The sequence below is a fragment of the Gordonia soli NBRC 108243 genome (genome assembly GCF_000334455.1).
GTDB lineage: Bacteria > Actinomycetota > Actinomycetes > Mycobacteriales > Mycobacteriaceae > Gordonia > Gordonia soli.
This window is the reverse complement of record NZ_BANX01000020.1, coordinates 186,648-210,437: the sequence shown is the minus strand read 5'-3', so window position 1 is coordinate 210,437 and position 23,790 is coordinate 186,648. Positions and strand designations below refer to the sequence as shown.

The following is a 23,790-nucleotide window of genomic DNA, read 5'->3' as shown; positions in this document are numbered from 1 at the left end:
GAAGTTCGGGGCGGAAGAACATGGGGCGCGGGGCAGGACCGACGTCCAACGTCAACCTGAGTTGACGAATGTCCGATCGGCGGGCACGCTGGGGTGATGAAGACCGGAGTGGACGACGGCGACGAGACGCCGATCGAGCAGTTGGTGCGCATCGCGTCGCTGCGACAGGAGGTCGCGCGCGAAGAAGAGGTCGCGGTGCGGCGGGCCCGACTGTCGGGATTGTCGTGGGCCGAGATCGGGCTCCTGCTCGGCGTGTCCAAGCAGGCGATGCACAAGAAGTACCGAAAAGTTGGCTGACGTCGAGCGGGCGGGGTCGCAGTCGACCGGCGCCACGAGGCGGCTACCGCTCACCGACGGCGACGTCGTCGATGCACTGGGCGTCGACCTGCGCGCGGCCGGCTTCACGTCGGACGGCGTGGGAGCAGTGCTCGGCGACGAGGCGAACGAGGCCCTGGGCCGCGGGGTCTGGTGGCCTGCCATCCACGCCACCGAGCACGTCGACGCCGAACGCCGGTCGTTGGCCGTGCTGATCCGACTGTTCCTGCTCGGCAGTGACGAGCCGGAAGAGGTGGTGGTCCAGGCCTTTCCGGGAGTCGGACTCGATGCACTCCGTCGGGAAGGTGTCCTCGAGATCGTCGGCGACGCGGACGGGATGGGCGACGGGCAGGTCAGCGTGCGCGCGATCCTCGACATCCGGCCGCACGCCGACGATCAGCGCGACTACCTGGTGATCTCCGACCAGGATGCCGCCCTTCGGCCTGGACCCGTCCACCACGACCATGTGCTCGGCATCGGCGGGGCGTCGGTGTCGTTGGCGCGCGCAGTGATCCGCGATCCCGTCGGTCGCGCTCTCGACCTCGGTACCGGGTGCGGAATCCAGGCGTTGCATCTGTCGGGGCACTGCGACACGGTGGTCGCCACCGACACCAACGACCGTGCTCTCGCACTCGCAGCGGCCACTGCCCGGCTGAACGGCCTGGAGTGGGATCTGCGCCCCGGCAGTCTGTTCGAGCCGGTGGCAGGTGAACGATTCGACCTCATCGTCTCGAATCCACCGTTCGTGGTGGGCGCGGGGGAGCAGGACTACATCTATCGCGACTCCGGGATGGCGGGCGACACGATCTGCGCCGCGCTGGTCGCCGGTCTCGCCGACCATCTGAATCCTGGTGGCACCGCGCAGATCCTGGCGAACTGGGTGGTCCGTGATCCGGAGGACTGGTCCGCTCGGCCGCGGGAATGGCTCGCGGACACCGGACTCGACGCCTGGGTGGTCCAACGCGAACTCGCCGACCCGGTGTCCTACGTCTCGCTGTGGCTGTCGGACGCGGGGGAGACCGCCGAGCAGTCCGCGGCGCGCGGAGGTCGCTGGCTGCAATGGTTCTCCGACCAGGGCATCGTCGGGATCGGGATGGGTGTCATCACGGTCCGGCTGCCGGAGGTCGCCGGGAGTCGCGGTCCCGATCAGGTCTTCGAGGAGATACTGGCCGCCGGTGAAGAGGTGACCGGTCACGAGGCGGCGGCATTCCTGAGGCGTCGTGCATACCTTCGCGACACCAGCGACGCGGAATTGCTGGCGGCCCGCCTGAGCACCGCCCCGGTGATGCTCACCGCCCAGTCGCTTCCGGGACCTGAAGGGTGGCAGGAGATCGCATCCTCGGTGAACCGGCCGGGTGGTCCGGGCGCCACCGTCGCGGTCGACGAGGTGTCCCGGGCGTTGTTCGCCGGATGTCGGGGCGAGGTGCCATTGGCGATGCTCATCGACCTGCTCGCCGGGTTCCACGGTGTCGACTCCGACGCCCTCGCCGAGGCCGCGCTACCGGTCGTCCGCGAGGCGATCACGCGGGGAATCCTGTATCAGGCGGAATGATCGCGGCGTCCGACGTGACGGAGCCGACGCGATGGAGCCGGCGCACGTCGTGGCGGGGTCGGTCGATCAGTGCGTGGGCGCGAGCTGTGGTTCGGGGTGAGTGGGTGCTGCCGGCGGCGTGGGGAGGTCGTCGAGTGGTTCGGGCTCCGGGGTGACCGGACGTCGGACCACGCGGCGGTACACGATCACCGGCAGCCGATGGAGTTTGTCGATGCGCATCGCCCGCCGGAACTCCGCCCACAGCCAGCACAGCGCGAACACCATCAGCGTGACGGCAGTCGTGGTGACCAGGCTCCATGGACGGTGGGCCACGTGGATCGGGATCAGGACCAGTGCGATGGCCTGCAGCACATAGGAGTCGAGACTGCGCGACCCGGTCATGACCAGCGGGCGGAACCAGTCGCGATGCCACCATCGCAACAACACGCGGAAGAGCCCGTACACGGCGGGGATGACCACCCACGCCGCGACCCCACGGGCCCAACCGAATTCCAGCTTGTCGGCGACACCGGGTTCGAGTGCCTTCAGTGGACCGTCCTGGAAGGTGAAGTGCAGTACGACACCGACCGCCACCGCGACGCCGATGATTGCGACGAGCCATCGGTCGACGAACTCGGTGATGCGCCAGATCTCCCAGTTCCAGCCGACCACCACGGCGGGGATGAACATGAGCTGCCAGCCGGCCCAGTTCTGGATGCGCGGCGTCTGCATGTAGGCACTCAGGTAGAACCAGTCCGGCGATGCGACCTGGGAGAAGACGTAGAGCGCCAGCGACGCACCGAGGATCGGCAGCCACCACCCGAGCCGGAGCAGCGGGAAGAGCGCGAAGGCCGACGCCATCAGGAGCATGTACAGCAGCAGGATGTTGCCGCCGCTGGGGATGTAGTCCATCGTCAACACGAGCCGGAGGCCGTGCGACCAACCGTCGATCGGCAGCAGCAGAGTCAGCCAGCGGTGTCCCTCGACGGCTGCTGCGACCGCGACCAGGGCGATCGTCAACTGGCACAGGTAGAGCACGACGAGGCGCTTGGTGAGACGCCAGTAGGCGTAGCCGAGCGAGAAGCGCTCGATCCAGCGTCGGTAGACCAATCCGAGCATCAGGCCGGAGAGCAGCACGAACGCCGACATCCCGTCCACATACGGGAAACTGTGGGTCGGGGCCTCGATCAGCGTGCCGAAGGCGAAATGCGCGCTGATCATGCTCCAGATCGCCAGCCCACGAGTGGCGTCGATCGCTAGGTCCCGATTCATAGCGGTCCTAAGGGTATGCCGGTACCGGTCCACAGACGAATCCGGCCGCCCGGCGCGTCGAAACGCGCGGGCGGCCGGTCCCGGGGCAGGTCCGCTGCGACGGTCAGGTGTAGAGGTCGGCGATCGCTTCCTTGTGGGCGTCGTGGATCACATTGCGCTTGAGCTTCAGCGTCGGCGTCAGTTCGCCGGTCTCGATGGAGAAATCGGTGTCGAGGATGGAGAACTTCTTGATCGCCTCTGCCTTGGAGACCTTGGTGTTGGCCTCCTTGACGGCCGCGTCGATCTCGGCGAGCAGCGACTCGTTCTTCGCCACGTCGGCCAGTGCGGTGTCGGCGGGCAGATGGTGCCGCTCGAGCCAGCCGGGCAACGCCTCCACGTCCAGGGTGATCAGCGCGGCGATGAACGGCTTGTTGTCGCCGACCACCAGGCACTGGCTCACCAGCGGATGCGCCCGGATGGCGTCCTCGAGCTGGGCCGGGGAGACGTTCTTGCCGCCGGCGGTGACGATCAGTTCCTTCTTGCGGCCGGTGATGTGCAGGAAGCCGTTGTCGAGCTTGCCGATGTCGCCGGTGTGGAACCAGCCGTCCTTGATGGACTCGTCGGTGGCCTGCTGGTTCTTCCAGTAGCCGCCGAACACGACCGGACCCTGCAGCAGGACCTCACCGTCGTCGGCGATGGCGACGGTGACACCGGGGACCGGTCGACCGACGGAGCCAACCTGCTGGTCGGTCTCGTTGTTGGCGGTGACCGCAGCTGTGGTCTCCGACAAGCCGTAGCCCTCGTAGACGGGGATGCCGACGCCGCGGAAGAAGTGACCGAGGCGGGCACCGAGCGGGGCACCACCGGAGATCGCACCCTCGCAGTTGTCGCCGAGAGCCGCGCGCAGCTTGCCGTAGACCAGCCGGTCGAAGAGCGCGTGCTTCAGCTTCAGACCCAGTCCGGGGCCGCCTGCATCGAGGGACTTGCTGTACTCGATCGCGGTGTCGGCGGCTCGATCGAAGATCTTGCCCTTGCCGCCGTCGTAGGCCTTCTGCTTGGCGGAGTTGTACACCTTCTCGAACACGCGCGGCACCGAGAGCACGTAGTTGGGCTTGAACTCGCCCAGGTCCTCGATGAGGTTCGGGATGTCGTTGGTGTGGCCCAGGATCACCGCGTTCTCCACGCAGCCGACCGCGACCACGCGCGCGAACACGTGGGCCAGCGGCAGGAACAGCAGCGTCGACTTGCCCTCGGCGAGCCCGGCGCCCACGGCGTCCCGGGTGGCTGCCGTCTCGGCCAGGAAGTTCGCGTGGGTGAGGACGACTCCCTTGGGCCGGCCGGTGGTACCCGAGGTGTAGATGAGCGTCGCCGCGTCGGACGAGAGCGCGTTGGCATGGCGCTGGTCGAGTTCGTCGTCACCGACCTTCGCGCCGCGTTTGGTGAGGGTTGGGAGGGCGTGCTCGTCGATGAGCAGCGTCTCCTTGAGTGCCGGCGCCTCGTCGATGACCTTGATGTGCCGGGTGTGTTGAGCGTGGTTCTCGACGAACAGCAGCGTGGTGCCCGAGTCCTCGAGAATCCACTGGACCTGGTCGGGCGCCGACGTCTCGTAGATCGCGACGGTCGTGGCCCCTGCGCGCCAGATGGCGTAGTCGAGGACGGTCCACTCGTACCGGGTGCCCGAGAGGATGGCGACCCGATCGCCGGGGTTGACGCCCGAGGCGATCAGTCCCTTGGCCACGGCGTCGACCTCGTCGGCGAAGTGCTTGGCCGTCACGGTGACCCAGTGCGACCCCGACCGCTTGCGGAACAGCGGCAAGGTCGGACGTTCGGCGCGGTATCGGAGGATCGAGTCGACGGTCGTCGCCTTCTCGTCGATCGTGAGATCCGATGGCGTCGAATATTGCTCCATAAATGGCTCCCCTGCACACGCGAAGTTGGACATAACGGGCATCGGTGACCCGGCTCCAGGGTCATCCTCGCCAGTTGAGTGGGACTGACAGTACCAGTATCAGTGAAGGTCATCACACGGTCGGCAGCGAGTGGGCGGGGTCCTTTACTCAGGGCGTGTGCGACACCTCCCGCCCAGGTCACGAATTCGGCATCGAGGCATGTCGGAACCGGCGGGATTCTTCGGACGAGGGCCTCGCCCCTTACAGTTGTTGGTGATGACGAAGACACCATTCGCATGAGCGACACCGCAGAACCCTCACCCGGAGGGTCGTTCGACGACCTCGACCTCGACCCGCGGGTGCGGCAGGCGATCACCGATGTGGGCTACGAGACCCCGTCGCCCATCCAGGCCGCCACCATCCCACCCCTCCTCGACGGGCGCGACGTGGTCGGTCTGGCACAGACCGGTACCGGAAAGACGGCAGCTTTTGCCGTCCCGATCCTGTCCCGGCTCGACGCAGGGGCAAAGAAGCCGCAGGCGCTGATCCTCGCACCGACCCGCGAGCTGGCACTGCAGGTCTCCGAGGCCTTCGGTCGCTACTCCTCACACATGTCCGACGTGCGCGTACTGCCCATCTACGGCGGTCAGAGCTACAGCGTCCAGCTCTCGGGCCTGCGTCGTGGCGCCCAGGTGATCGTCGGCACCCCAGGCCGGGTCATCGACCACCTCGACCGCGGGACTCTCGACATCTCGGAGCTCGGCTTCCTCGTCCTGGACGAGGCCGACGAGATGCTGACGATGGGCTTCGCCGAGGACGTCGAGCGCATCCTGGCCGAGACGCCCGACTCCAAGCAGGTCGCGCTGTTCTCCGCGACCATGCCGCCTGCGATCGGCCGACTGGCGAAGAAGTACCTCAAGAACCCCGACGAGATCACGGTCAAGTCGAAGACGGCGACCGCGCAGAACATCACGCAGCGCTACATCCAGGTCTCGCATCAGCGGAAGCTGGACGCCCTCACCCGATTCCTCGAGGTCGAGACCTTCGACGCGATGATCGTGTTCGTGCGCACCAAGCAGGCCACCGAGGAACTCGCCGAGAAGCTGCGGGCCCGGGGATTCTCTGCCGTGGCCATCAACGGTGACCTCGCACAGGCACAGCGTGAGCGGACGATCAACCAGCTGAAGAACGGCGCCATCGACATCCTCGTCGCGACCGACGTCGCCGCTCGCGGCCTCGACGTCGACCGGATCTCGCATGTGGTCAACTACGACATCCCGCACGACACCGAGTCCTATGTGCATCGGATCGGTCGTACCGGTCGCGCCGGCCGGTCGGGCAACGCGCTGCTGTTCGTCTCACCGCGTGAGCGTCACCTGCTCCGCGCCATCGAGCGGGCCACACGTCAGTCGCTCACCGAGATCGGACTGCCGTCGGCCGAGGACGTCAACGCACAGCGCGTCTCGAAGTTCGCCGACTCGATCACCGAGAACCTCGGGTCCGACAACCTGGCACTGTTCCGACAGCTGATCGAGAACTACGCGCAGGAGAACGACGTCGCGATGGCCGACATCGCGGCCGCGTTGGCGCTCGAGACCCGCGACGGCGGATTCCTGATGGCGCCCGATCCGCCGCCCGGGCAGCGGCCGGAGCGCTCGGAGCGCCCCGATCGTGGACCCAAAGGTGGCGGTGGGCGGTACGCGACCTATCGGATCGCCGTCGGCCGCAAGCACAAGGTCAATCCGGGTGCGATCGTCGGAGCCATCGCCAACGAGGGCGGCCTGACCCGCGGCGACTTCGGCAACATCAGCATTCGCGACGACTTCAGTCTCGTGGAGCTGCCCGAAGACCTCGATCGCGACACCCTCGCACTCCTGCGGAACACGCGGATCGGCAAATACCCCATCGACCTGCGTCCCGACCAGGGCCCGCCCCGCGGTCGCGGTGGCAGCAATCGCGGGGGACCGCCGCCGCACCGAAGTCGTGGTCAGGGCCGCAACGATCGCGGTGGCAGCGGCAAGCGGCCGGCTCCGCGGGTGGCCGGTCGCCGTCGGGCCGACTGACCGACCCGGACATCGACTGCTCGACGTATCCGGTCGACCGTGCGAGACGCACGGACGGCCGGGCACGCCCGTCTCGTGGCCGCCTGTTTCGTGGCCGCCCGTCTCGTGACCGCCCGTCTCGTGACCGCCCGTCTCGTGACCGCGCCGTCCGACCTCGGCTGTTTCCCGCACAGTGATACGAACCTTGTCATTCCGAGATCCTTCCGTAACATTTGTAGGAGGGGGAGCGACAAGGTCATCGGGAGGGTTCGGAGCCGCGTAATGCGGCACCACATCCCCGATGCCTGGGCACCGTGGTCCCGACACATGGTCATCGATGTTCGGTTGTTCGTCGATGGCGTTGTGTCCCGGCGGATCTCGGTTCTCCGCGGATCGCGGTGTCGACACTCCCGGGTACATCCGCAAGCGAGCAACAGGAATGGTGAGTCACCAGTGTCAGTGGTTGATTCGATCTCGGCAGCCGACGTCGTGGACCACGTCCACAGTGGTTTCGGAGTCGTCGTGGACGCACGACCCCAGGTCGTCCGGCATCAGGGCAGTCTCCCCGGTGCCTACGTCGTCGAGCCCGGTGAGATCCGCGCCGCCTTCGCGCCGGGGTCCGCCGAGCGACTCGCCCAGTGTCAGTTGGACACCGAGATCGCGGTGGTCTCGGTGCGATCGGAGGCCGCGCGCATCGCAGAGCAGATCGCGGCTCTGGGTTACACGAACGTCCGCTACGTCGACGGCGGGTTCTTCGCGCTGCGCACCGCGTCGTCGGTGTGACGCACATCGATTGGTAGCGTCAGTTCCATATCCACGCCAGTGAATCCAGCCGACGACGCCGGACGGGCGGACGGAGGAGGGGACGGGCGGATGACTGACCAGCACGACGACGCGGGTTCTCGCGTCGAGGCCGGTGCACACGGTCATGCCTCGGATCCGGAAGCGGTCGATGGGGATGCCGCGCAATCCGATCGCGCCCAGGTCGGGCATTCTGGCGCCGAACATCCCGGTACCGAGAATCCAGGCACCATGCCCGCCGACGCCGATCATCGCGATCGTGTGTTGCGGCTCCTCGAATTCCTCCGCGGCCTCGTGCGCTCGCGATCGTCGGTCGTCCGCCGGATCGAGGACCATCCCGACCACCTGTGGGTGGGCGCGGGCACCGGGGTGTCGGTGCGGTCCGCGGCCGGACCCGGCCAGGTGGTCGTCGAACTCCCGGCCGACCACCCCGATCATGCCGACCTGGCCGCCATCGTCGACGACCTCGGCGAGAATCCCGAGACGCTCGAGCTGGTGCTCGCATCCGGTCTGGTCACCGTGTCGGAGGCCGAGGCCGACGATTCACCACTCGTCCACGAACACATCGTGACCCAGGCCGTCGTCGCTGAGCGCGACGCCGACACGGGCACCATCACGGTCCGGCTGGGCGCCGACTCCGTTCCGACGGTCGACGACACCCACCTGCTGGCCGGGGTCTCGGGAGTCGACATCTCCGAGGCGACCAAGTCACGTCGAGCGCTGACGCGGGTGTCGAGTCCGGTCGCCACCGACGTCGCGGGTGCGCTCGACGACTGGTTCGACGCGATCGAGGTCGACGCGGACACTCTCGAGGCGAGTGTCGAAACGCGATCGGCCCTCGTGCTCCGGACCCGCGGTGTGGCCTCCGCCCTGGCCTTCTACGACGCCATCATCGCCGATCTGCGCGACGAGTCCCGGCCGGTCCCGACCGGGCTGGCGCAACTGGTGGCGCCGATCGACGTGACCGATCGGATCACCTCCCTCTCCGCGGCCGGAGCGCTGCCCGCCGACGAGCTCGTGGGCGATGCCCTCTACCCACTGCCCGCCAACGTCGAGCAACGCGATGTCCTCGCACAACTCGGCGTCGACAGCGGGGTGGTGGTCGAGGGACCGCCCGGAACCGGGAAGACCCACACCATCGCGAACCTGGTGGCCGCGCTGCTGGCCAAGGGGCAGCGCGTCCTGGTGGTCAGTGAGAAGGTGCATGCGCTCGGAGTGCTCCGCGACATGCTGCCCACCGAACTCCGCGACCTGGCAGTGTCCATCGCCGACATCGGGCGTGACGACGCGGCCGCGGTCATCGCCGGCGTGGAGGCGATCGCGACCCGCAAGTCAGCGCATCAGCCGCGAGTCGTCGCAGCCGAGATCGACAACTTGACCGCGCGGCGCGACCAGGTCGCCCGCCGTCGCGGTGAGGTGCTGCGCGAGCTGTGGCGGATACGCGAAGCCGAGACCGAGGTCCACGAATGGGTGGCCGGCGACTACCGGGGGACACCCGCACAGATCGTCCGAGCCTGTAATGCCGATGCCGAGCGGTACTCCTGGTTGCCTGGGCCGGTCGACGGCGCCTTCCCTCCGCTGGACTCCGACGAGTTCGGTCAGTTGGTGGAGCTGTACCGGATGACCGGCGGCGCCCGAGATCGACTGGGGCAGCGGCTTCCCGACCTCGGCGAACTGATGCCGGACTCGGTGACGATGGACCGGATCTGCAACCGGATCGCCGCGCGCCCTCACGAGCCGATGGTCGGGAGCGGTTCGCTGCTGTCGATTCTCGCCGGTGTCGGTACCGATCGTCTGGGCCGGATCAAGGTCGTCTGCGACGAACTGGCTCCACTCACCGCGGAGATCTCCGCGTTCCCGCCGACCGTCGTCGACATGGCCGACCGGTTGCTCGCCGGTCAGGCCGATCACCTGTGGTCGCGGGTCCGCACCGCCGCACCCGTGATCGCCGAAGCCGCGCACCGCGATCGAGATCTCGGGGCGCACGCGGTGATCGCCGACGGAGCACGGCCGGGCGACGCCGCGCTGTTCGATGCGGCCGCAGACCATCTCGACGACGGTGGCCGCTGGCGCGGTCGCCTACGTCGCTCACCTCAGCAGCGCGCCGTCGAGGAGTCCGGGATCAGCGTGACGGTCGACGGTCGGGAACCCTCCGATGCGCGATCGCTGCGACTGGTGGCCGATCACCTCGCCGTGCTCGAGGCAGTGCACAGCGTCCAACGGGTACTGGCGGACCTGCACGTCCCGGTCGACACATCCGGTTCGCGGTCCGCGCAGCTCAATCACCTGGTGCGGCTGGATGATCAGCTGTCGCGGGTGTCCGACCTCCTGCACGGACGCGACCGACTGGTGGCCGAGCTGGAGGCGATCAGCCCGGGCGGCCCACGCCCGCGCAGCGTCGCCGATCTGGCCACCGTCGCCCAGCAGGCCGGCGCCATCGCCGCGACCAACGACGCCGCGTCTGCCGAGCGCGAGTTGGCCGAGATAGCGCACCGGGTGTCGGTGGAGGTCGATCAGGGACCATCACCGGAAGGCGACGCGCTGATGGAGGCGCTCGGAGCGGCCGACGGTGCTGCGGTCGCCGCAGCGCGTCGCGAGTGGTCCACCGCGCGAAGGGAGTTGGACGAGCAAAACGCCCTCGATCTCCTCGTCCTACGGCTCCGTGCGAAGGCGCCGACCCTCGCCACGCAGCTGGCGGAGTCCGCCGCCGATCCCGAGTGGGATGCGCGGGCGCATGCTCTGGCCGACGCCTGGGCGTGGCGACGCGCACTGACCTGGGCGCAGGATCGCAGCGATCCGGACCTCGAGGCACGTCTCCAGCAGGACCTGGACGACGCCGAGGCCGACCTCGCCCAACTGACCACCCGACTCGCGGCGACCCACGCCTGGCGAGCCTGCCTGGAGCGGATGACAGTCGAGCAGGTGCAGGCACTGCAGTCCTACCGCGATCACATGATCAACCTGGGCAAAGGGTCGGGCAAACACGCCAACCGGTTTCGTGCGGCGGCCCGGGAGGCCATGTCGCAAGCACGTTCGGCCGTGCCGGCCTGGATCATGTCGATCTCGCAGGTCGCGGACACCGTTGCGCCGGTCCAGAACTCGTTCGACGTGGTCATCGTCGACGAGGCCAGCCAGGCCGACATCACCAGCTCCTTCCTGCTGTGGCTCGCGCCGCGCGTGATCGTCGTCGGTGACGACCGGCAGTGCGCCCCGGGAGCATTGGTGGGCACCTCCCTCGACGAGGCATTCGCGCGTCTCGACACACAGTTGCCCGACGTCCCGGTCTATCTGCGGGACAACCTAACACCGAGATCGAGCCTGTTCTCGCTGCTGCGCAGCCGGTTCGGTCATCTGATCCGGTTGCGTGAACATTTCCGATCGATGCCGGAGATCATCGGGTTCTCGTCCCGACAGTTCTACGGGGCCGATCCGTTGATCCCGGTGCGCCAGTACGGCTCCGATCGCCTGCGCCCGCTCGCGTCCATCCGCGTCGCCGACGGCATCGCGCAGGGGCAGGGGGCGGCGCTGGTCAACCCGGCCGAGGCGCAGGCCGTGGTGGACGCCGTGGTCGCAGTCATCGGCGATCCGGCCCATGACGGTCTGGACATCGGGATCATCGTCCTGCAGGGGGAGAAGCAGATCGACGAGATCGACCGTCGCCTGCGGGAGGCGCTGGGGGCGGACGAAGTGCGCACGCGCCGGATCCGGATCGGCTCGCCGCCCGACTTCCAGGGCGACGAGCGGCACATCGTGTTCGTGTCGATGGTGGTGTCCGACGCAGATGCCATCGCGCCGTTGACGCGCGCGGAGTCCCAGCGCCGGGTGAACGTGGCAGCGTCGCGCGCGATGGACCAACTCTGGCTGGTCCATTCCATCGACGCGGACGCCCTGCGGGCGAGTGATCTCCGACGGTCACTGCTCACGTACGTGCAGGCCGGGGAGGCGCCGCCCCCCGACCCGATGCCGACCGATGTGTCGGAGACGCAGCGGCAGTCGCCGTTCGAGAGTCTCTTCGAGCAGCGCGTGTTCCGGCGACTCGCCGACCGTGGTTACCACGTCTCGCCTCAGGTGTCGGTCAACAACCGCACGATCGACCTCGTCGTCACCGGCGCTGACGCGCGGATGGCAGTCGAGTGTGACGGCGACGAATTCCGGACCACCGGTGAACAGGCGCGGTCGGACATGGAGCGCGAACGCGAACTCCGACGGTGCGGGTGGGAGTTCTGGCGCGTTCGCGAGTCCGAGTTCGAGCTCGACCCCGACCGGGCGCTGGTCGGTCTCTGGGATGCGTTGGAACGTCGGGGTGTCCGTCCGGGCTCACTCGCAGGCGCCGACGACTCCGAAGCGACCGCGGCGACGGCACCCTGGGCACCGATCGACCTGTCGTCCGGCGACTGACAGTTTCCGACGCGGGTCGACGTGGACTGATTGGTCACCGCCCGAGAGCTTCCGGGCTCGCGCGGCGACCGGTGGCTCACGGGCGCTCGGCGACCGCGCGGACGAGGGCGGGGAGACCGACACCGGCCGGTGCTGCGATGCGATGCGCGACAACATCGTCGAGCGCGGACGCTACCGGATTGACCTCGATCACCGGGATCCCGGCCCCCGCAGCGCGTTCGGGCAGCGACGCAGCGGGGTAGACGATGCCGCTCGTCCCCACCACGATCACGACCTGCGCGGCGGCGATGGCCTGTTCGGCGCGGGTCCAGGCGTCGCCGGGTAGGGCTTCGCCGAACCACACCACCCCGGGGCGCACCGGAGACAGGCAGATCGGACAGGTCGGCGGCTCGACACGGACCTGCTCGACGGCATTGTCGGGGTCGGCGTCGACACCGCGGTACGGGGTCTCGCAGTGCGAGCACCGCGGGGCGAAGAGGCTGCCGTGCAGATGTGCCACGACCTCGTTGCCCGCGCGCTCGTGCAGATCATCGACGTTCTGGGTGACCACCAGTACAGATCGGTCCGCGGCCAGCGCGGTGAGGGCACGATGGCCCGCATTCGGCTCGGTGTCGCGTACCAGCCGTGCCCGCCACTGGTACCACCCCCAGACCAGGGCAGGATCGCCGGACCACGCTTCCGGCGTCGCGAGCTGCGCCGGGTCGAAGCGTTCCCACAGCCCGGTCTGAGCGTCGCGGAACGTCGGGATGCCGCTCTCCGCGGACATCCCGGCCCCGGAGAACACGGTCACCCACTCGGCGGCACGGACTGCCTCGATCGCCGCCGGGGAGATGTACGGCTCCGCGGTGCCGTACGGATCGTGTTCCCGCTCGCCGCTCACCGGTTCACCGGACCAATCGCTCAGACCGTGTCGAGTGCGGCGCGGATCATCTCGGCCGTCTCGTCTGGATCGGGATCGCGACGCACGACCAGTCCCTTCGCGAAGGTCAGTTTGTCGCCGTGGTGACGCGGTACCACGTGGAGGTGGGTGTGGAAGACGGTCTGGAAGGCCGCCCGGCCGTCGTTGACGGCCAGGTTGACACCGTCGGCCGACAGCGCAGATCGGCGCATGGCGCCGGCGAGTACCTGTCCCGCGGCGAACACCCGGGAGCCGAGGTGCGGATCGAGGTCACCCAGCCCGGCGGAGTGGGTACGCGGCACGATCAGCGTGTGCCCGCGCTTGATCGGTCGGATGTCGAGGAATCCGAGCACGTCGTCATCGGAGTAGACGACCCGCGCTGGTGCGGTGCCGTCGACGATCTCGCAGAACACACACGAGGACATGTGGTCACCCTACCGAGGCCGAGGTCCGCCGCCCGAGGAGTCGGGAGCAGGGGAGCCTCGGACGCCACGCAGAACGTGTATCAGATCACATAACGATCAGATAACGATGCACCGAGCGAATGTTCGGGGGCGTCCGAGCGCTCGCGGAATCGCGTTGATCAGCGGCTATCGCGACGCCTCGGTGGGGGTGACTCCGGGTCCGGAAAGTTACCCGCGGGGTTACTGGCGGGTATACCCGTGGGTCGCCCCGAGGTGGTCGGCAAACATGAGGGAACCCTCAACTTCCTGTGTCATGATGGTTCCACGTTCACGCCGATGACGACTCGCCGCTGAGTTCTGCTGCTGCCGAAGACGTTGTGCGGCAGGTGTGTTCGGTTCAGTGTGCCCGCCCCGGGGCCGCGCTGACAGTTCGACCGGTGACAACCCGACACAACACACCCCGACATCCGGCTGCGCACGCGCGCGCCATTGCCGACCCCTAGGAGATTCCGTGACCGTTGATCAGTTCCGCTCAGGTGCACACGGCGCCGCTCGCTCCGACCGCCCCACCGCGACGCTGATCGAACGGCTGGCCGATGGTGAGCCCTATGCCATCAGTTTCGGCGGCCAGGGCTCGCCGTGGCTCACCACGTTGGCCGAACTCGTCGTCGACGCCGATCTCGAGCACCGGATCGCCGCGATCGTCGAGGCCTCCGAGCGTCTGGTCGAGCCGGTCGCCGACCGGATCACGGTCGTCCGCTCCGACGGCTTCCACCCACTTGCCTGGGTCCGCGCGCTCAACGCCGAGGAGTCGGTTCCGTCCGACGCCGACCTCGCCGACATCACGCTGTCGGGGCCCGGGGTCCTGCTCGGACAGTTCGCTGCGATCGAGGCGCTGAAGAAGCAGGGCCTCGACACCGCGGCCATCGTCCCGACAGCCGTCGTCGGGCACTCGCAGGGGTCGGTGGCGACCGACGCCGTCGGCGTCGACGGACACGCCGCCGAGGGCCAGGGCCTGCTGCTGGCCGTCGAGCACCTCATCGCCGCCGCCGGTGCCCTGGTGGCACGTCGGCGCGGACTGGCGGTGACCACCGCCGGCACCCCGATGGTGTCGATCTCCAACGTGGTCCCTGCCCGGATCGAGTCGATCCTCGCCGACTACCGCGCCGAGCTCACCGATGCCGACCTCGTCACCGCACCGGTGGTGGCCATCCGCAACAACCGTCGCTCGCTGGTGCTGTCGGGCGCCCCCCGCCATCTCGCGGCATTCGTCGCCCGGTGCGAGCGCATCGCCGCGCAGGAAGCCGACGACCGCAAGCGCAAGCTCACCGGTGGCGCACCGTTCGCGCCCAAGTTCGACCAGCTCGAGGTCAGTGTCGCGTTCCATCATCCGGCCATGTCCGAGGCCGCCGACCTGGTCGTGGAGTGGGCCGGCGAGTGCGGCATCGACACCGGGCTCGCCGCCCGGCACGCCGCCGCCGTGCTCGTCGACACCGTCGACTGGGTCGGCGCGATCGACGGCGTCATCGAGTCGGGCGCGCGGTGGATTCTCGACCTCGGCCCGAGTGACCTCGCGACCCGCCTGACCTCGTCGCTGGTCCGTGGACAGGGGGTGGGGCTGGTGCCCGCCGCGCTGCGCGTCGGTCAGCGAAACCTCTTCAGTCCGGGCGGGATTCCCGAGGTCGCCACACCGTGGTCGCAGTTTGCGCCGCGACTCGTCGAACTCCCCGACGGGCGCACCGTCGTCGACACCCCCTTCACCCGGCTGACCGGCCGGTCGCCGATGCTGCTTGCGGGCATGACCCCGACCACCGTCGACCCGGCCATCGTCGCGGCCGCGGCCAACGCCGGTCACTGGGCGGAGCTGGCCGGTGGCGGCCAGGTCACCGAAGAGATCTTCACCCGCAACGTCGCGGACCTCACCGAGCAGCTCGAGCCGGGGCGGCAGGCGCAGTTCAACGCCCTCTTCCTCGACCCGTACCTGTGGAAGCTGCAGCTCGGCGGCAAGCGGCTGGTGCAGAAGGCCCGCGCCCAAGGCGCCCCGATCGACGGCGTCGTCGTCTCCGCGGGCATCCCCGAACTCGAGGACGCGGTGGCACTGGTCGACGAGTTCGTCGAGGCGGGACTGCGATTCGTCGCCTTCAAGCCCGGCACCGTCGAGCAGATCCGTGCCGTGGTCCGGATCGCGGCAGAGGTGCCCCACCACCCCGTGATCGTGCAGATCGAGGGCGGTCGTGCGGGCGGTCACCACTCGTGGGAAGACCTCGACGACCTCCTGCTCGCCACCTACGGTGAGTTGCGCGCCCGCCCCAACGTGGTGATCTGCGTCGGTGGCGGCATCGGCACACCCGAGCGGGCCAGCGAATACCTGACCGGCGCCTGGTCGACCGCCCACGATCATCCGGCGATGCCATTGGACGGCATCCTCGTCGGCACCGCGGCCATGGCCACCGCCGAGGCGACCACCGCGCCCGAGGTGAAGCAGCTCCTGGTCGACACCGTGGGCCACCCGGAGTGGATCGGGGCCGGACACGCGGCCGCCGGAATGGCGTCGGGCCGCAGCCAGCTCGGCGCCGACATCCACGAGGTGGACAACACCGCGTCGCGGTGCGGCCGTCTGCTCGACGAGGTCGCCGGGGACGCCGACGCCGTCGCCGACCGGCGCGACGAGATCGTCGCCGCGATGGCCGACACCGCCAAGCCCTACTTCGGTGACGTCGCCGAGATGACCTACCGAGAGTGGCTGGACCGCTACGCGACGCTCGCCGTCGGCGATGGCCGCAGCGATCAGCTGCCCTGGGCCGACATCTCCTGGCAGCAGCGTTTCGCCGAGATGGTGCAGCGCACCGAGGCTCGGATGAACCCGCTCGACAGCGGCGAGTTCCCGACGCTCTTCGCCGACCTGTCGACCACCGACGATCCGCACGCCGCGATCGACGTGCTCGGCACCGTCTATCCCGAGATCGACACCGACGTCCTGCATCCCGCCGACGTCGCGTTCTTCCTGGGCCTGTGCCGGACGCCCGGTAAGCCGGTGAACTTCGTCCCCGTCATCGACAAGGACGTGCGCCGCTGGTGGCGCAGCGACTCCCTGTGGCAGGCGCACGATGCGCGCTACGGCGCCGACCAGGTCTGCATCATCCCGGGACCGGTCGCGGTCGCGGGCATCACGCGCGTCGACGAGCCGGTCGGCGAACTGCTCGACCGCTTCGAGGCGCAGGTCGTCACCGACCTGCGTACCGCAGGTGGCGAATCGGTCGCGGTCGACGCCCGTAAGCGTGACGGCGTGGTCGCCGGCGACGGGACCGTTGTCGCGGTCCTCGAGGCAGACGACGTCGAGTGGGCCGGACGACTGGTCCCCAGCCCCATCGCCCTCCTGGGTGAGCGTGATCGCTGGTCGGTGGTCGACACCCATCGCGCCGAGCACGAGCCGTCGGGCGCGATCCTGGAGCGGATCGAGACCGGAACCGACTCGGCAACGGTCCGATTCGATCTCGTCGTGCCGGTCGCTGCGTCGTCGGTCCGCATCCCGCTGCACGTCGACGGCTCACTGTTCGACGGCGGCAGCCCGCGTATCGCGATCGAGGACGCGGCGACCGCGATGGCCGAGATCCTGACCGTCGCCGCAGGCGGACGTCTCGCCGACGTCACGGACGGCACGTCGGTTACCACCGTCCGGTGGGATCCCGACAGCGTCGCCGATCACGCGGCGGTCACCGGTCACACCCTGCCCGCCCACCTGCACCCGACGACACCGTCGCAGCCGGCCGGGTTCGCCGTCCCCGACACCTTGGTCGGCGCCGCATGGCCGAGCGTTTTCAGTGTCATCGGCTCTGCGCGTACCGAATCGGGCCTGCCGGTCGTCGAAGGACTGCTCGACCTGGTCCACCTCGACCACGCCGTCGAGCTGGTCGGGGACATCCCGGCCGATGCCACCGACCTGACCGTCACCGCCCGCACCGGCGACGTCCACGACACCGACGCCGGTCGTGTCGTGGAGGTCACCGTCGACATCACCCGTGCCGACGCGCCGGGTCTGCCCGTGGCGCTGCTGACCGAGCGGTTCGCGATCCGCGGCCGACTCGGCGAGGCCAAGCTGACCGATCCCGCACGCGCCGGTGATGCACTCACCGACGAACGGTCTGCGACCCGCAAGCTGCTCCGCACCGCGACCATCACCGCCCCCGCGCGGATGCACGGCTTCGCGGTCGTCTCCGGTGATCGCAACCCGATCCACACCGACGCGTCGGCGGCCAAACTCGCCGGGCTGGGTGAGCCGATCGTGCACGGGATGTGGCTGTCCGCCGCTGCCCAGCAGGTCGTCACCGCGACCGACGGTCGCAACCCCATGCCGTCGCCGCGTCCGCTGCTGGGCTGGACCGCCCGCTACCTGGGCATGGTCCGCACCGGGGATGCCGTGGCGATCCGCGTCGACCGTGTCGGGCTCGATCACGGCCGCGAGGTCGTCGAGGTGAGCGCCAAGGTCGGCGACACCCTCGTCATGAGTGCCACCGGTCTGCTGGCCGCGCCGCGCACCGTCTACGCCTTCCCGGGCCAGGGCATCCAGAGCAAGGGCATGGGCCTCGACGCGCGGTCGCGCTCCAAGGCGGCCCGCGACATCTGGGATCGCGCCGACAAGCACACCCGTGCGGCACTGGGCTTCTCGATCCTGGCCGTGGTCCGCGACAACCCGACCACGCTGGTCGCCAACGGGACCACCTACAACCACCCCGACGGCGTTCTGTACCTGACGCAGTTCACCCAGGTCGCGATGGCGACCCTCGGTGTGGCGCAGATCGCAGAGCTCAAGGAGGCCGGTGGCTTCGTCGAGGGCGCGATCACCTGCGGGCACTCGGTCGGTGAGTACAACGCGCTGGCCGCATGCGCCGGCGTACTGCCCCTCGAGGCCGTCCTGGAGGTCGTCTTCCAGCGCGGCGAGGCCATGCACCACCTCGTCCCGCGAGACGAGCTGGGCCGCAGCGACTACCGGATGGCCGCCATCCGTCCGAGTCAGTTCGGCCTCGCCGACGGCGACGTCACCGACTTCGTCTCCGGTATCGGCGCGGCAGCGGGCGAGTTCCTCGAGGTGGTCAACCTCAACCTGCTCGGGTCGCAGTACGCGATCGCGGGCACCGTCCGCGGGCTCGAGCACCTCGAAGCCGAGATCGACCGTCGCCGTGCCGAGTTCGGCGGCAAGCGTGCGTTCATCGTGATCCCGGGCATCGACGTGCCGTTCCATTCGACCGTGCTGCGCGCGGGTGTCCCGGAGTTCCGGGCGAAGCTGGGCGAACTCCTGCCCGAGCACATCGATCCCGCCATCCTGGTCGGGCACTACATCCCCAACCTGGTCCCGCGTCTGTTCACCTTGGACCGTTCGTTCGTCGAGGAGATCGCGGCCCTGGTGCCCTCCGATCCGCTCGACACCGTGCTGGCCGACTGGGACACCTGGGCCGCAGACGAGCAGCGCCTCATCCGCGTCGTGCTGATCGAGCTGCTGGCCTGGCAGTTCGCCAGCCCGGTCCGCTGGATCGAGACCCAGGACCTGCTGTTCACCGGTCCCGAGCGCGGTGGGCTCGGCGTCCAGCGCTTCGTCGAGATCGGTGTGAAGGGCGCCCCGACCCTGGCGGGTCTCGCGAAGAACACACTGAAGCTCGACGACTACACGTCGGCGGTCACCGAGGTGGTCAACCTCGAGCGCGATGCCGACGTGGTCCTCGCGCAGGACGCCGGCGTCGAGATCGAGGACGAGGAGCCCGCAGCGTCGGCGGAGGCCCCGGCCGACCAGGCCGCGACCCCCGCCCCGGCAGCCCAGACCCCTGCGACACCGGCACCTGCGGCCGCCCCGGCGCCTGCAGCGGCAGGTCCTCGCCCCGACGACATCTCGTTCGGTCCGGCCGACGCGGTCAAGTCCGTCATCGCGCTGTGGACCAAGATGGGCGTGGAGCAGATCGGCTCCGCGGACACCATCGAGGCGCTGTGCGACGGTGTCTCCTCGCGTCGTAACCAGCTGCTCCTCGACATCGGCGGCGAGCTCGGGCTCGGCGCCATCGACGGTGCGGCCGAGGCCGACATGGTCGCCCTCGCCTCGACGGTCGAGAGCCTGGCCCGTGGCTATCGACCGCTCGGCGCGGTCCTCACCGACGCCGTCTCCGATCAGATCCGAAAGGTCCTCGGACCGGTCGGCAAGCGACAGTCCTACATCACCGACCGGGTGTCGGGTGTGTGGCAGCTCGGCGGCGGGTGGGGCCTGCACACCGTCGTCGCACTGGCGCTCGGCACCCGCGACGGTGTCAGCGTGCGCGGTGGCGACCTCGGTCACCTGATCGACGGACCCGTCACCGGGGTCGACGCGCTCGACGCGCTCATCGATCGTGCTGTTGCGGCGGTCGGCGCCGAACGCGGTGTCGCCGTGAGCAAGCCGGCTACCGAGTCCGGCGGTGGCGCGACCGTGGACGCCTCGGCGCTGGCCGAGTTCACCGAGACGATCACCGGTCGGTCCGGGGCACTCGCCTCCGCGGCCTACACGGTGCTGCAGAAGCTCGGATTGGCGGACGAGGCGAGCACGCAGGAGGCACCTGAGACCGACACCTCGCTCGCCGATCGGGTGAGCGCGGAACTGGGCTCGGACTGGGCGCGCACCGTCGCACCCGCATTCGACGCCGCCAAGGTCGTCCTGGTCGACGACCGATGGGCGACCGCGCGTGAGGATCTGGTGCGCTTGTGGCTCACCGACGAGCCAGAGCTGAACGACGAGTTCGACGCCGTGGTCGGGCGATTCGACGGCGCAGGCGACACCATCGCCCAGCAGGCGACCTGGTGGGAGGGCAAGGCGCTGGCGGCGGGCAACCGTGTGCACGCCCGGACCTTCTCGGCCATCGCCCATGCCGCGCAGGTGCCGGGTACGGGCCGCTGGTCGGGGGACGTCGCGGTGGTGACCGGTGCCAGCACCGGGTCGATCGCGGCCGGTGTGGTCGCGGGGCTGCTGGCCGGCGGCGCGACGGTCGTCGCGACCACCTCACGGCTGAACTCCGACCGCCTCGCGTTCTACAAGAAGCTCTACCGTGAGCACGCCCGCTACGACGCGGCGCTCTGGGTCGCGCCGGCGAACATGGCCTCCTACACCGATGTCGACGACCTGGTGGAGTGGATCGGTGGCGAGCAGACGGAGAACCTGGGCGGCACCACGTCGGTGGTGAAGCCGGTACTCAAGCCGACGCTGCTGTTTCCGTTCGCCGCACCACGTGTCGCCGGTGACCTCACCGACGCAGGTGGTCGGGCCGAGCTGGAGATGAAGGTCCTGCTCTGGTCGGTCGAGCGGCTCATCGCCGGTCTCGGCGAGATCCACGCCGACCACGACCTGGCCGCCCGCGTCCACGTGGTGCTCCCGGGATCGCCCAACCGCGGCATGTTCGGCGGCGACGGCGCCTACGGCGAGAGCAAGGCCGCGCTGGACGCGCTGGTCACGCGCTGGTCGGCGGAGGACTCGTGGAACCGTACGACGACGTTGGCGCACGCGCTGATCGGATGGGTGCGCGGTACGGGTTTGATGGGCCACAACGACGGCCTGGTGGATGCGGTCGAGGCCGCCGGTGTCCGTACCTGGAGCACCGAGGAGATGGCCGACAACCTGCTCGGCCTGTGTGGTCCGCAGCAGCGCGCCTCGGCTCGCACCGAGCCGCTGATCGCGGACTTCACCGGCGGACTCGACCCGTCGGCCATCGACCTCAAGGCGCTGGCCACCGATGCGGCGGCGGATTCGGATGCCGCGACCGACGAGGAGGAGCAGGCGACCACGCTGGCCGCTCTGCCTGCGCCGGCGCGCGCACCGCACTCGTCGACACCCGCATGGCCGACCATCGACGCCCGCCCCGAGGACCTCGTGGTGATCGTCGGTGCCGGCGAGCTCGGGCCCTATGGTTCGGCGCGGACCCGCTTCGAGATGGAGGTCGACGAGAAGCTCTCGGCGGCAGGCGTTGTCGAGCTGGCCTGGAACACCGGCCTGATCGTCTGGGACGACGCCCCGAAACCCGGTTGGTATGACGCGGAGTCCGGGGACCCGGTCGACGAGGCCGCCATCGCCGAGCGCTACCACGACGTGGTCGTCGAACGGTGCGGCATCCGTCGCTACGCCGACGACGGTGCGATGATCGACAACTCGGCCCCGCTGCTGACGTCGGTCTTCCTCGACGAGGACCTCACCTTCACGGTCACGTCCGAGGCCGAGGCGCGTGCCTTCGCGTCGTCGAATCCGGAGAAGACCCGTGTCGCGCAGGTCGCCGACACCGGCGACTGGCAGGTGACCCGCCTGGCGGGCACCGAGATCCGCGTACCCCGACAGTTCGCGTTGAGCCGCACCGTCGGCGGACAGATCCCGACCGGGTTCGACCCGACCCGATGGGGCGTCTCGCCCGACATGGTCGAGTCCGTCGACCGGGTGGCGCTGTGGAACCTCGTCGCGACCGTCGACGCCTTCCTGTCGTCCGGCTTCTCACCCGAAGAGCTCATGCGGTGGGTGCACCCGGGTCTGGTCGCCAACACGCAGGGCACCGGCATGGGTGGCATGACCGCCATGCGGGAGCTGTACATCAACACGCTCCTGGGGGAGGCCAAGGCCAACGACATCCTGCAGGAGGCGTTGCCGAACATCGTCGCCGCGCATGTGGTGCAGTCCTACGTCGGCAGCTACGGCGCGATGATCCACCCGGTCGCCGCCTGTGCGACGGCGGCGGTCTCCGTGGAGGAGGGCGCCGACAAGATCCGCCTCGGCAAGGCGCTCTTCGCGGTGGCCGGTGGCTTCGACGACCTCGGCATCGAGGGCGTGGTCGGATTCGGCGACATGTCGGCGACCGCGGAGTCGGCCGCGATGTCGGCTCGTGGCATCGACGACCGTCGGTTCTCCCGCGCCAACGACCGCCGACGCGGTGGCTTCGTGGAGTCCCAGGGTGGCGGCACGGTGCTGCTCGCCCGGGGTGACGTGGCCGCCGAGATGGGCCTGCCGGTCCTCGGTGTGGTCGCGTGGGCGCAGAGTTTCGGCGACGGCGTGCACACGTCGATCCCGGCTCCCGGGCTGGGTGCACTCGGTGCCGCGCGCGGCGCGACATCGTCGCCGCTGGCCAACGCGCTCGAGTCACTCGGTGTCTCCGCCGACGACGTCGCTGTCGTGTCCAAGCACGACACGTCCACCCGCGCCAACGATCCCAACGAGTCCGAGCTGCACGAGCGACTCGCGGGCGCGATCGGTCGGGGCGACGGCGCACCGTTGTTCGTGGTCTCACAGAAGTCGCTGACCGGTCACGCGAAGGGCGGCGCGGCGGCGTTCCAGCTGATCGGACTGTGCCAGCTGCTCCGCGACGGGGTGATCCCGCCCAACCGCAGCCTGGACTGTGTCGACGAGCAGATGAAGGAGTACCCGCACCTGGTGTGGCCGCGCGAGACGCTGCGGCTGGGCGAGCGGTTCCCGCTCAAGGCGGGCCTGCTGACCAGCCTCGGGTTCGGTCACGTGTCGGGTCTGATCGCTGTCGTGCACCCCGAGGCGTTCATCGCGACGCTCGACCCGGAGGCCCGCGAGGACTACCGGCAGCGGGCGGCCGAGCGGCTGCGCGCAGGCGGACACCGTCTCCTGCAGGCGATGCACGGAGGCGCCGCCGCCTACCAGCGGCCGCCGAACCGTCGTCTCGACTCCGACCGTGACGAGCACACCGCGGAGGCGGAGTTGCTGCTGGATCCGGCCGCGCGACTGGGTTCCGGTGGTAGCTACGGCTGCCCGATCAGCGCTCCGGTCGGCCGGTGACGGCCGGGTCGACGGGTACGACGGAGACCACGGCGGTGGGTGTGCTCGGTGTCGGCATCGACGTGGTGTCGATACCCGAGTTCGCCGAACAACTGCGTCAACCAGGCACGACGTTCGCCGACCGGTTCACGGTCGGCGAACGCCGGGACGCGGCGTCGGGGACCGGTGACGAGGCCCGGCATCTCGCCGCGCGATGGGCTGCCAAGGAGGCGGTGATCAAGGCGTGGTCGGTGAGCCGGTTCTCCAGATCGCCTCTCCTGCCGCTGATCCGGCACAGCGACATCGAGGTCGTCACCGACACGTGGGGTCGTCCGGCCATCCGGTTGGGTGGTGAGATCGGCACCCACCTGCAGGACACCCGGGTGCACGTGTCGCTGACCCACGACGGTGACACCGCGGCGGCCGTCGCGATCCTCGAGGGGCCGCTGTCGGACCCGAACTGACAGTCGGGCTGCGGAGCCGACCCACCGG

Annotated in this window: 11 protein-coding genes; 7 read left to right on the top strand and 4 right to left on the bottom strand. The window is 69.4% G+C overall.

What is annotated here, in order from left to right; all coding sequences use genetic code 11:
• Positions 1-96: 96 nt before the first annotated feature.
• Together GS4_RS14705 and GS4_RS14700 are read left to right on the top strand one after the other, a co-directional pair.
• Complete coding sequence (locus tag GS4_RS14705; protein WP_040510570.1) at positions 97-297, top strand: hypothetical protein; 201 nt, start codon at positions 97-99, stop codon at positions 295-297.
• A complete protein-coding gene (locus tag GS4_RS14700) occupies positions 290-1,867 on the top strand; it encodes a DUF7782 domain-containing protein (protein WP_007621850.1) in 1,578 nt (525 codons plus the stop codon). The genes GS4_RS14705 and GS4_RS14700 overlap by 8 nt, the downstream gene beginning before the upstream one ends.
• Positions 1,868-1,933: 66 nt before the next feature.
• Here GS4_RS14700 and opgC read toward each other — a convergent pair whose 3' ends face one another.
• The gene (gene opgC, locus GS4_RS14695) at positions 1,934-3,118 is read right to left on the bottom strand and encodes an OpgC domain-containing protein (RefSeq protein WP_007621849.1); all 1,185 of its coding nucleotides are present in this window, start codon (positions 3,116-3,118) and stop codon (positions 1,934-1,936) included.
• Between the two features lie 103 nt (positions 3,119-3,221).
• Positions 3,222-5,006 (bottom strand): AMP-dependent synthetase/ligase, encoded by a 1,785-nt coding sequence (locus GS4_RS14690; RefSeq protein WP_007621848.1) that lies wholly within the window; start codon positions 5,004-5,006, stop codon positions 3,222-3,224.
• Positions 5,007-5,282: 276 nt separating this feature from the next.
• Between GS4_RS14690 and GS4_RS14685 the strand changes: the two genes are divergently transcribed.
• From GS4_RS14685 to GS4_RS14675, 3 genes are all read left to right on the top strand, one after another.
• Entirely contained in the window at positions 5,283-7,049 is a 1,767-nt protein-coding gene (locus GS4_RS14685; protein WP_007621847.1) for a DEAD/DEAH box helicase, read from the top strand.
• A 432-nt stretch (positions 7,050-7,481) separates the two neighbouring features.
• Positions 7,482-7,811, top strand: coding sequence for a rhodanese-like domain-containing protein (locus GS4_RS14680; RefSeq protein ID WP_007621846.1), 330 nt, complete (start codon positions 7,482-7,484; stop codon positions 7,809-7,811).
• A 90-nt stretch (positions 7,812-7,901) separates the two neighbouring features.
• The gene (locus GS4_RS14675) at positions 7,902-12,227 is read left to right on the top strand and encodes a PDDEXK-like endonuclease domain-containing protein (protein ID WP_007621845.1); all 4,326 of its coding nucleotides are present in this window, start codon (positions 7,902-7,904) and stop codon (positions 12,225-12,227) included.
• 76 nt (positions 12,228-12,303) lie between these two features.
• Here the strand turns inward: GS4_RS14675 and GS4_RS14670 are convergent, their stop codons facing one another.
• Positions 12,304-13,107, bottom strand: coding sequence for an SIR2 family NAD-dependent protein deacylase (locus GS4_RS14670; protein WP_007621844.1), 804 nt, complete (start codon positions 13,105-13,107; stop codon positions 12,304-12,306).
• A 20-nt stretch (positions 13,108-13,127) separates the two neighbouring features.
• Positions 13,128-13,550 carry an HIT family protein gene (locus GS4_RS14665; RefSeq protein WP_007621843.1) on the bottom strand — a complete coding sequence of 141 codons (423 nt, stop codon included), beginning with the start codon at positions 13,548-13,550 and terminating at the stop codon, positions 13,128-13,130.
• Between the two features lie 490 nt (positions 13,551-14,040).
• Between GS4_RS14665 and GS4_RS14660 the strand changes: the two genes are divergently transcribed.
• Both GS4_RS14660 and acpS read left to right on the top strand, forming a co-directional pair.
• Positions 14,041-23,319 (top strand): type I polyketide synthase, encoded by a 9,279-nt coding sequence (locus GS4_RS14660; protein ID WP_007621842.1) that lies wholly within the window; start codon positions 14,041-14,043, stop codon positions 23,317-23,319.
• A gap of 35 nt (positions 23,320-23,354) precedes the next feature.
• Positions 23,355-23,762: a holo-ACP synthase AcpS gene (gene acpS / locus GS4_RS14655; protein WP_040510612.1), complete on the top strand. Its 408-nt coding sequence runs from the start codon at positions 23,355-23,357 to the stop codon at positions 23,760-23,762.
• Positions 23,763-23,790: the final 28 nt, after the last annotated feature.

Bases quoted from the DNA above. Each gene is read 5' to 3' on its own strand.
- GS4_RS14675 (WP_007621845.1), top strand. From the start codon at position 7,902: ATGACTGACCAGCACGACGACGCGGGTTCTCGCGTCGAGGCCGGTGCA.
- GS4_RS14665 (WP_007621843.1), bottom strand. From the start codon at position 13,550: ATGTCCTCGTGTGTGTTCTGCGAGATCGTCGACGGCACCGCACCAGCG.
- GS4_RS14690 (WP_007621848.1), bottom strand. From the start codon at position 5,006: ATGGAGCAATATTCGACGCCATCGGATCTCACGATCGACGAGAAGGCG.
- opgC (WP_007621849.1), bottom strand. From the start codon at position 3,118: ATGAATCGGGACCTAGCGATCGACGCCACTCGTGGGCTGGCGATCTGG.
- GS4_RS14685 (WP_007621847.1), top strand. From the start codon at position 5,283: ATGAGCGACACCGCAGAACCCTCACCCGGAGGGTCGTTCGACGACCTC.
- GS4_RS14705 (WP_040510570.1), top strand. From the start codon at position 97: ATGAAGACCGGAGTGGACGACGGCGACGAGACGCCGATCGAGCAGTTG.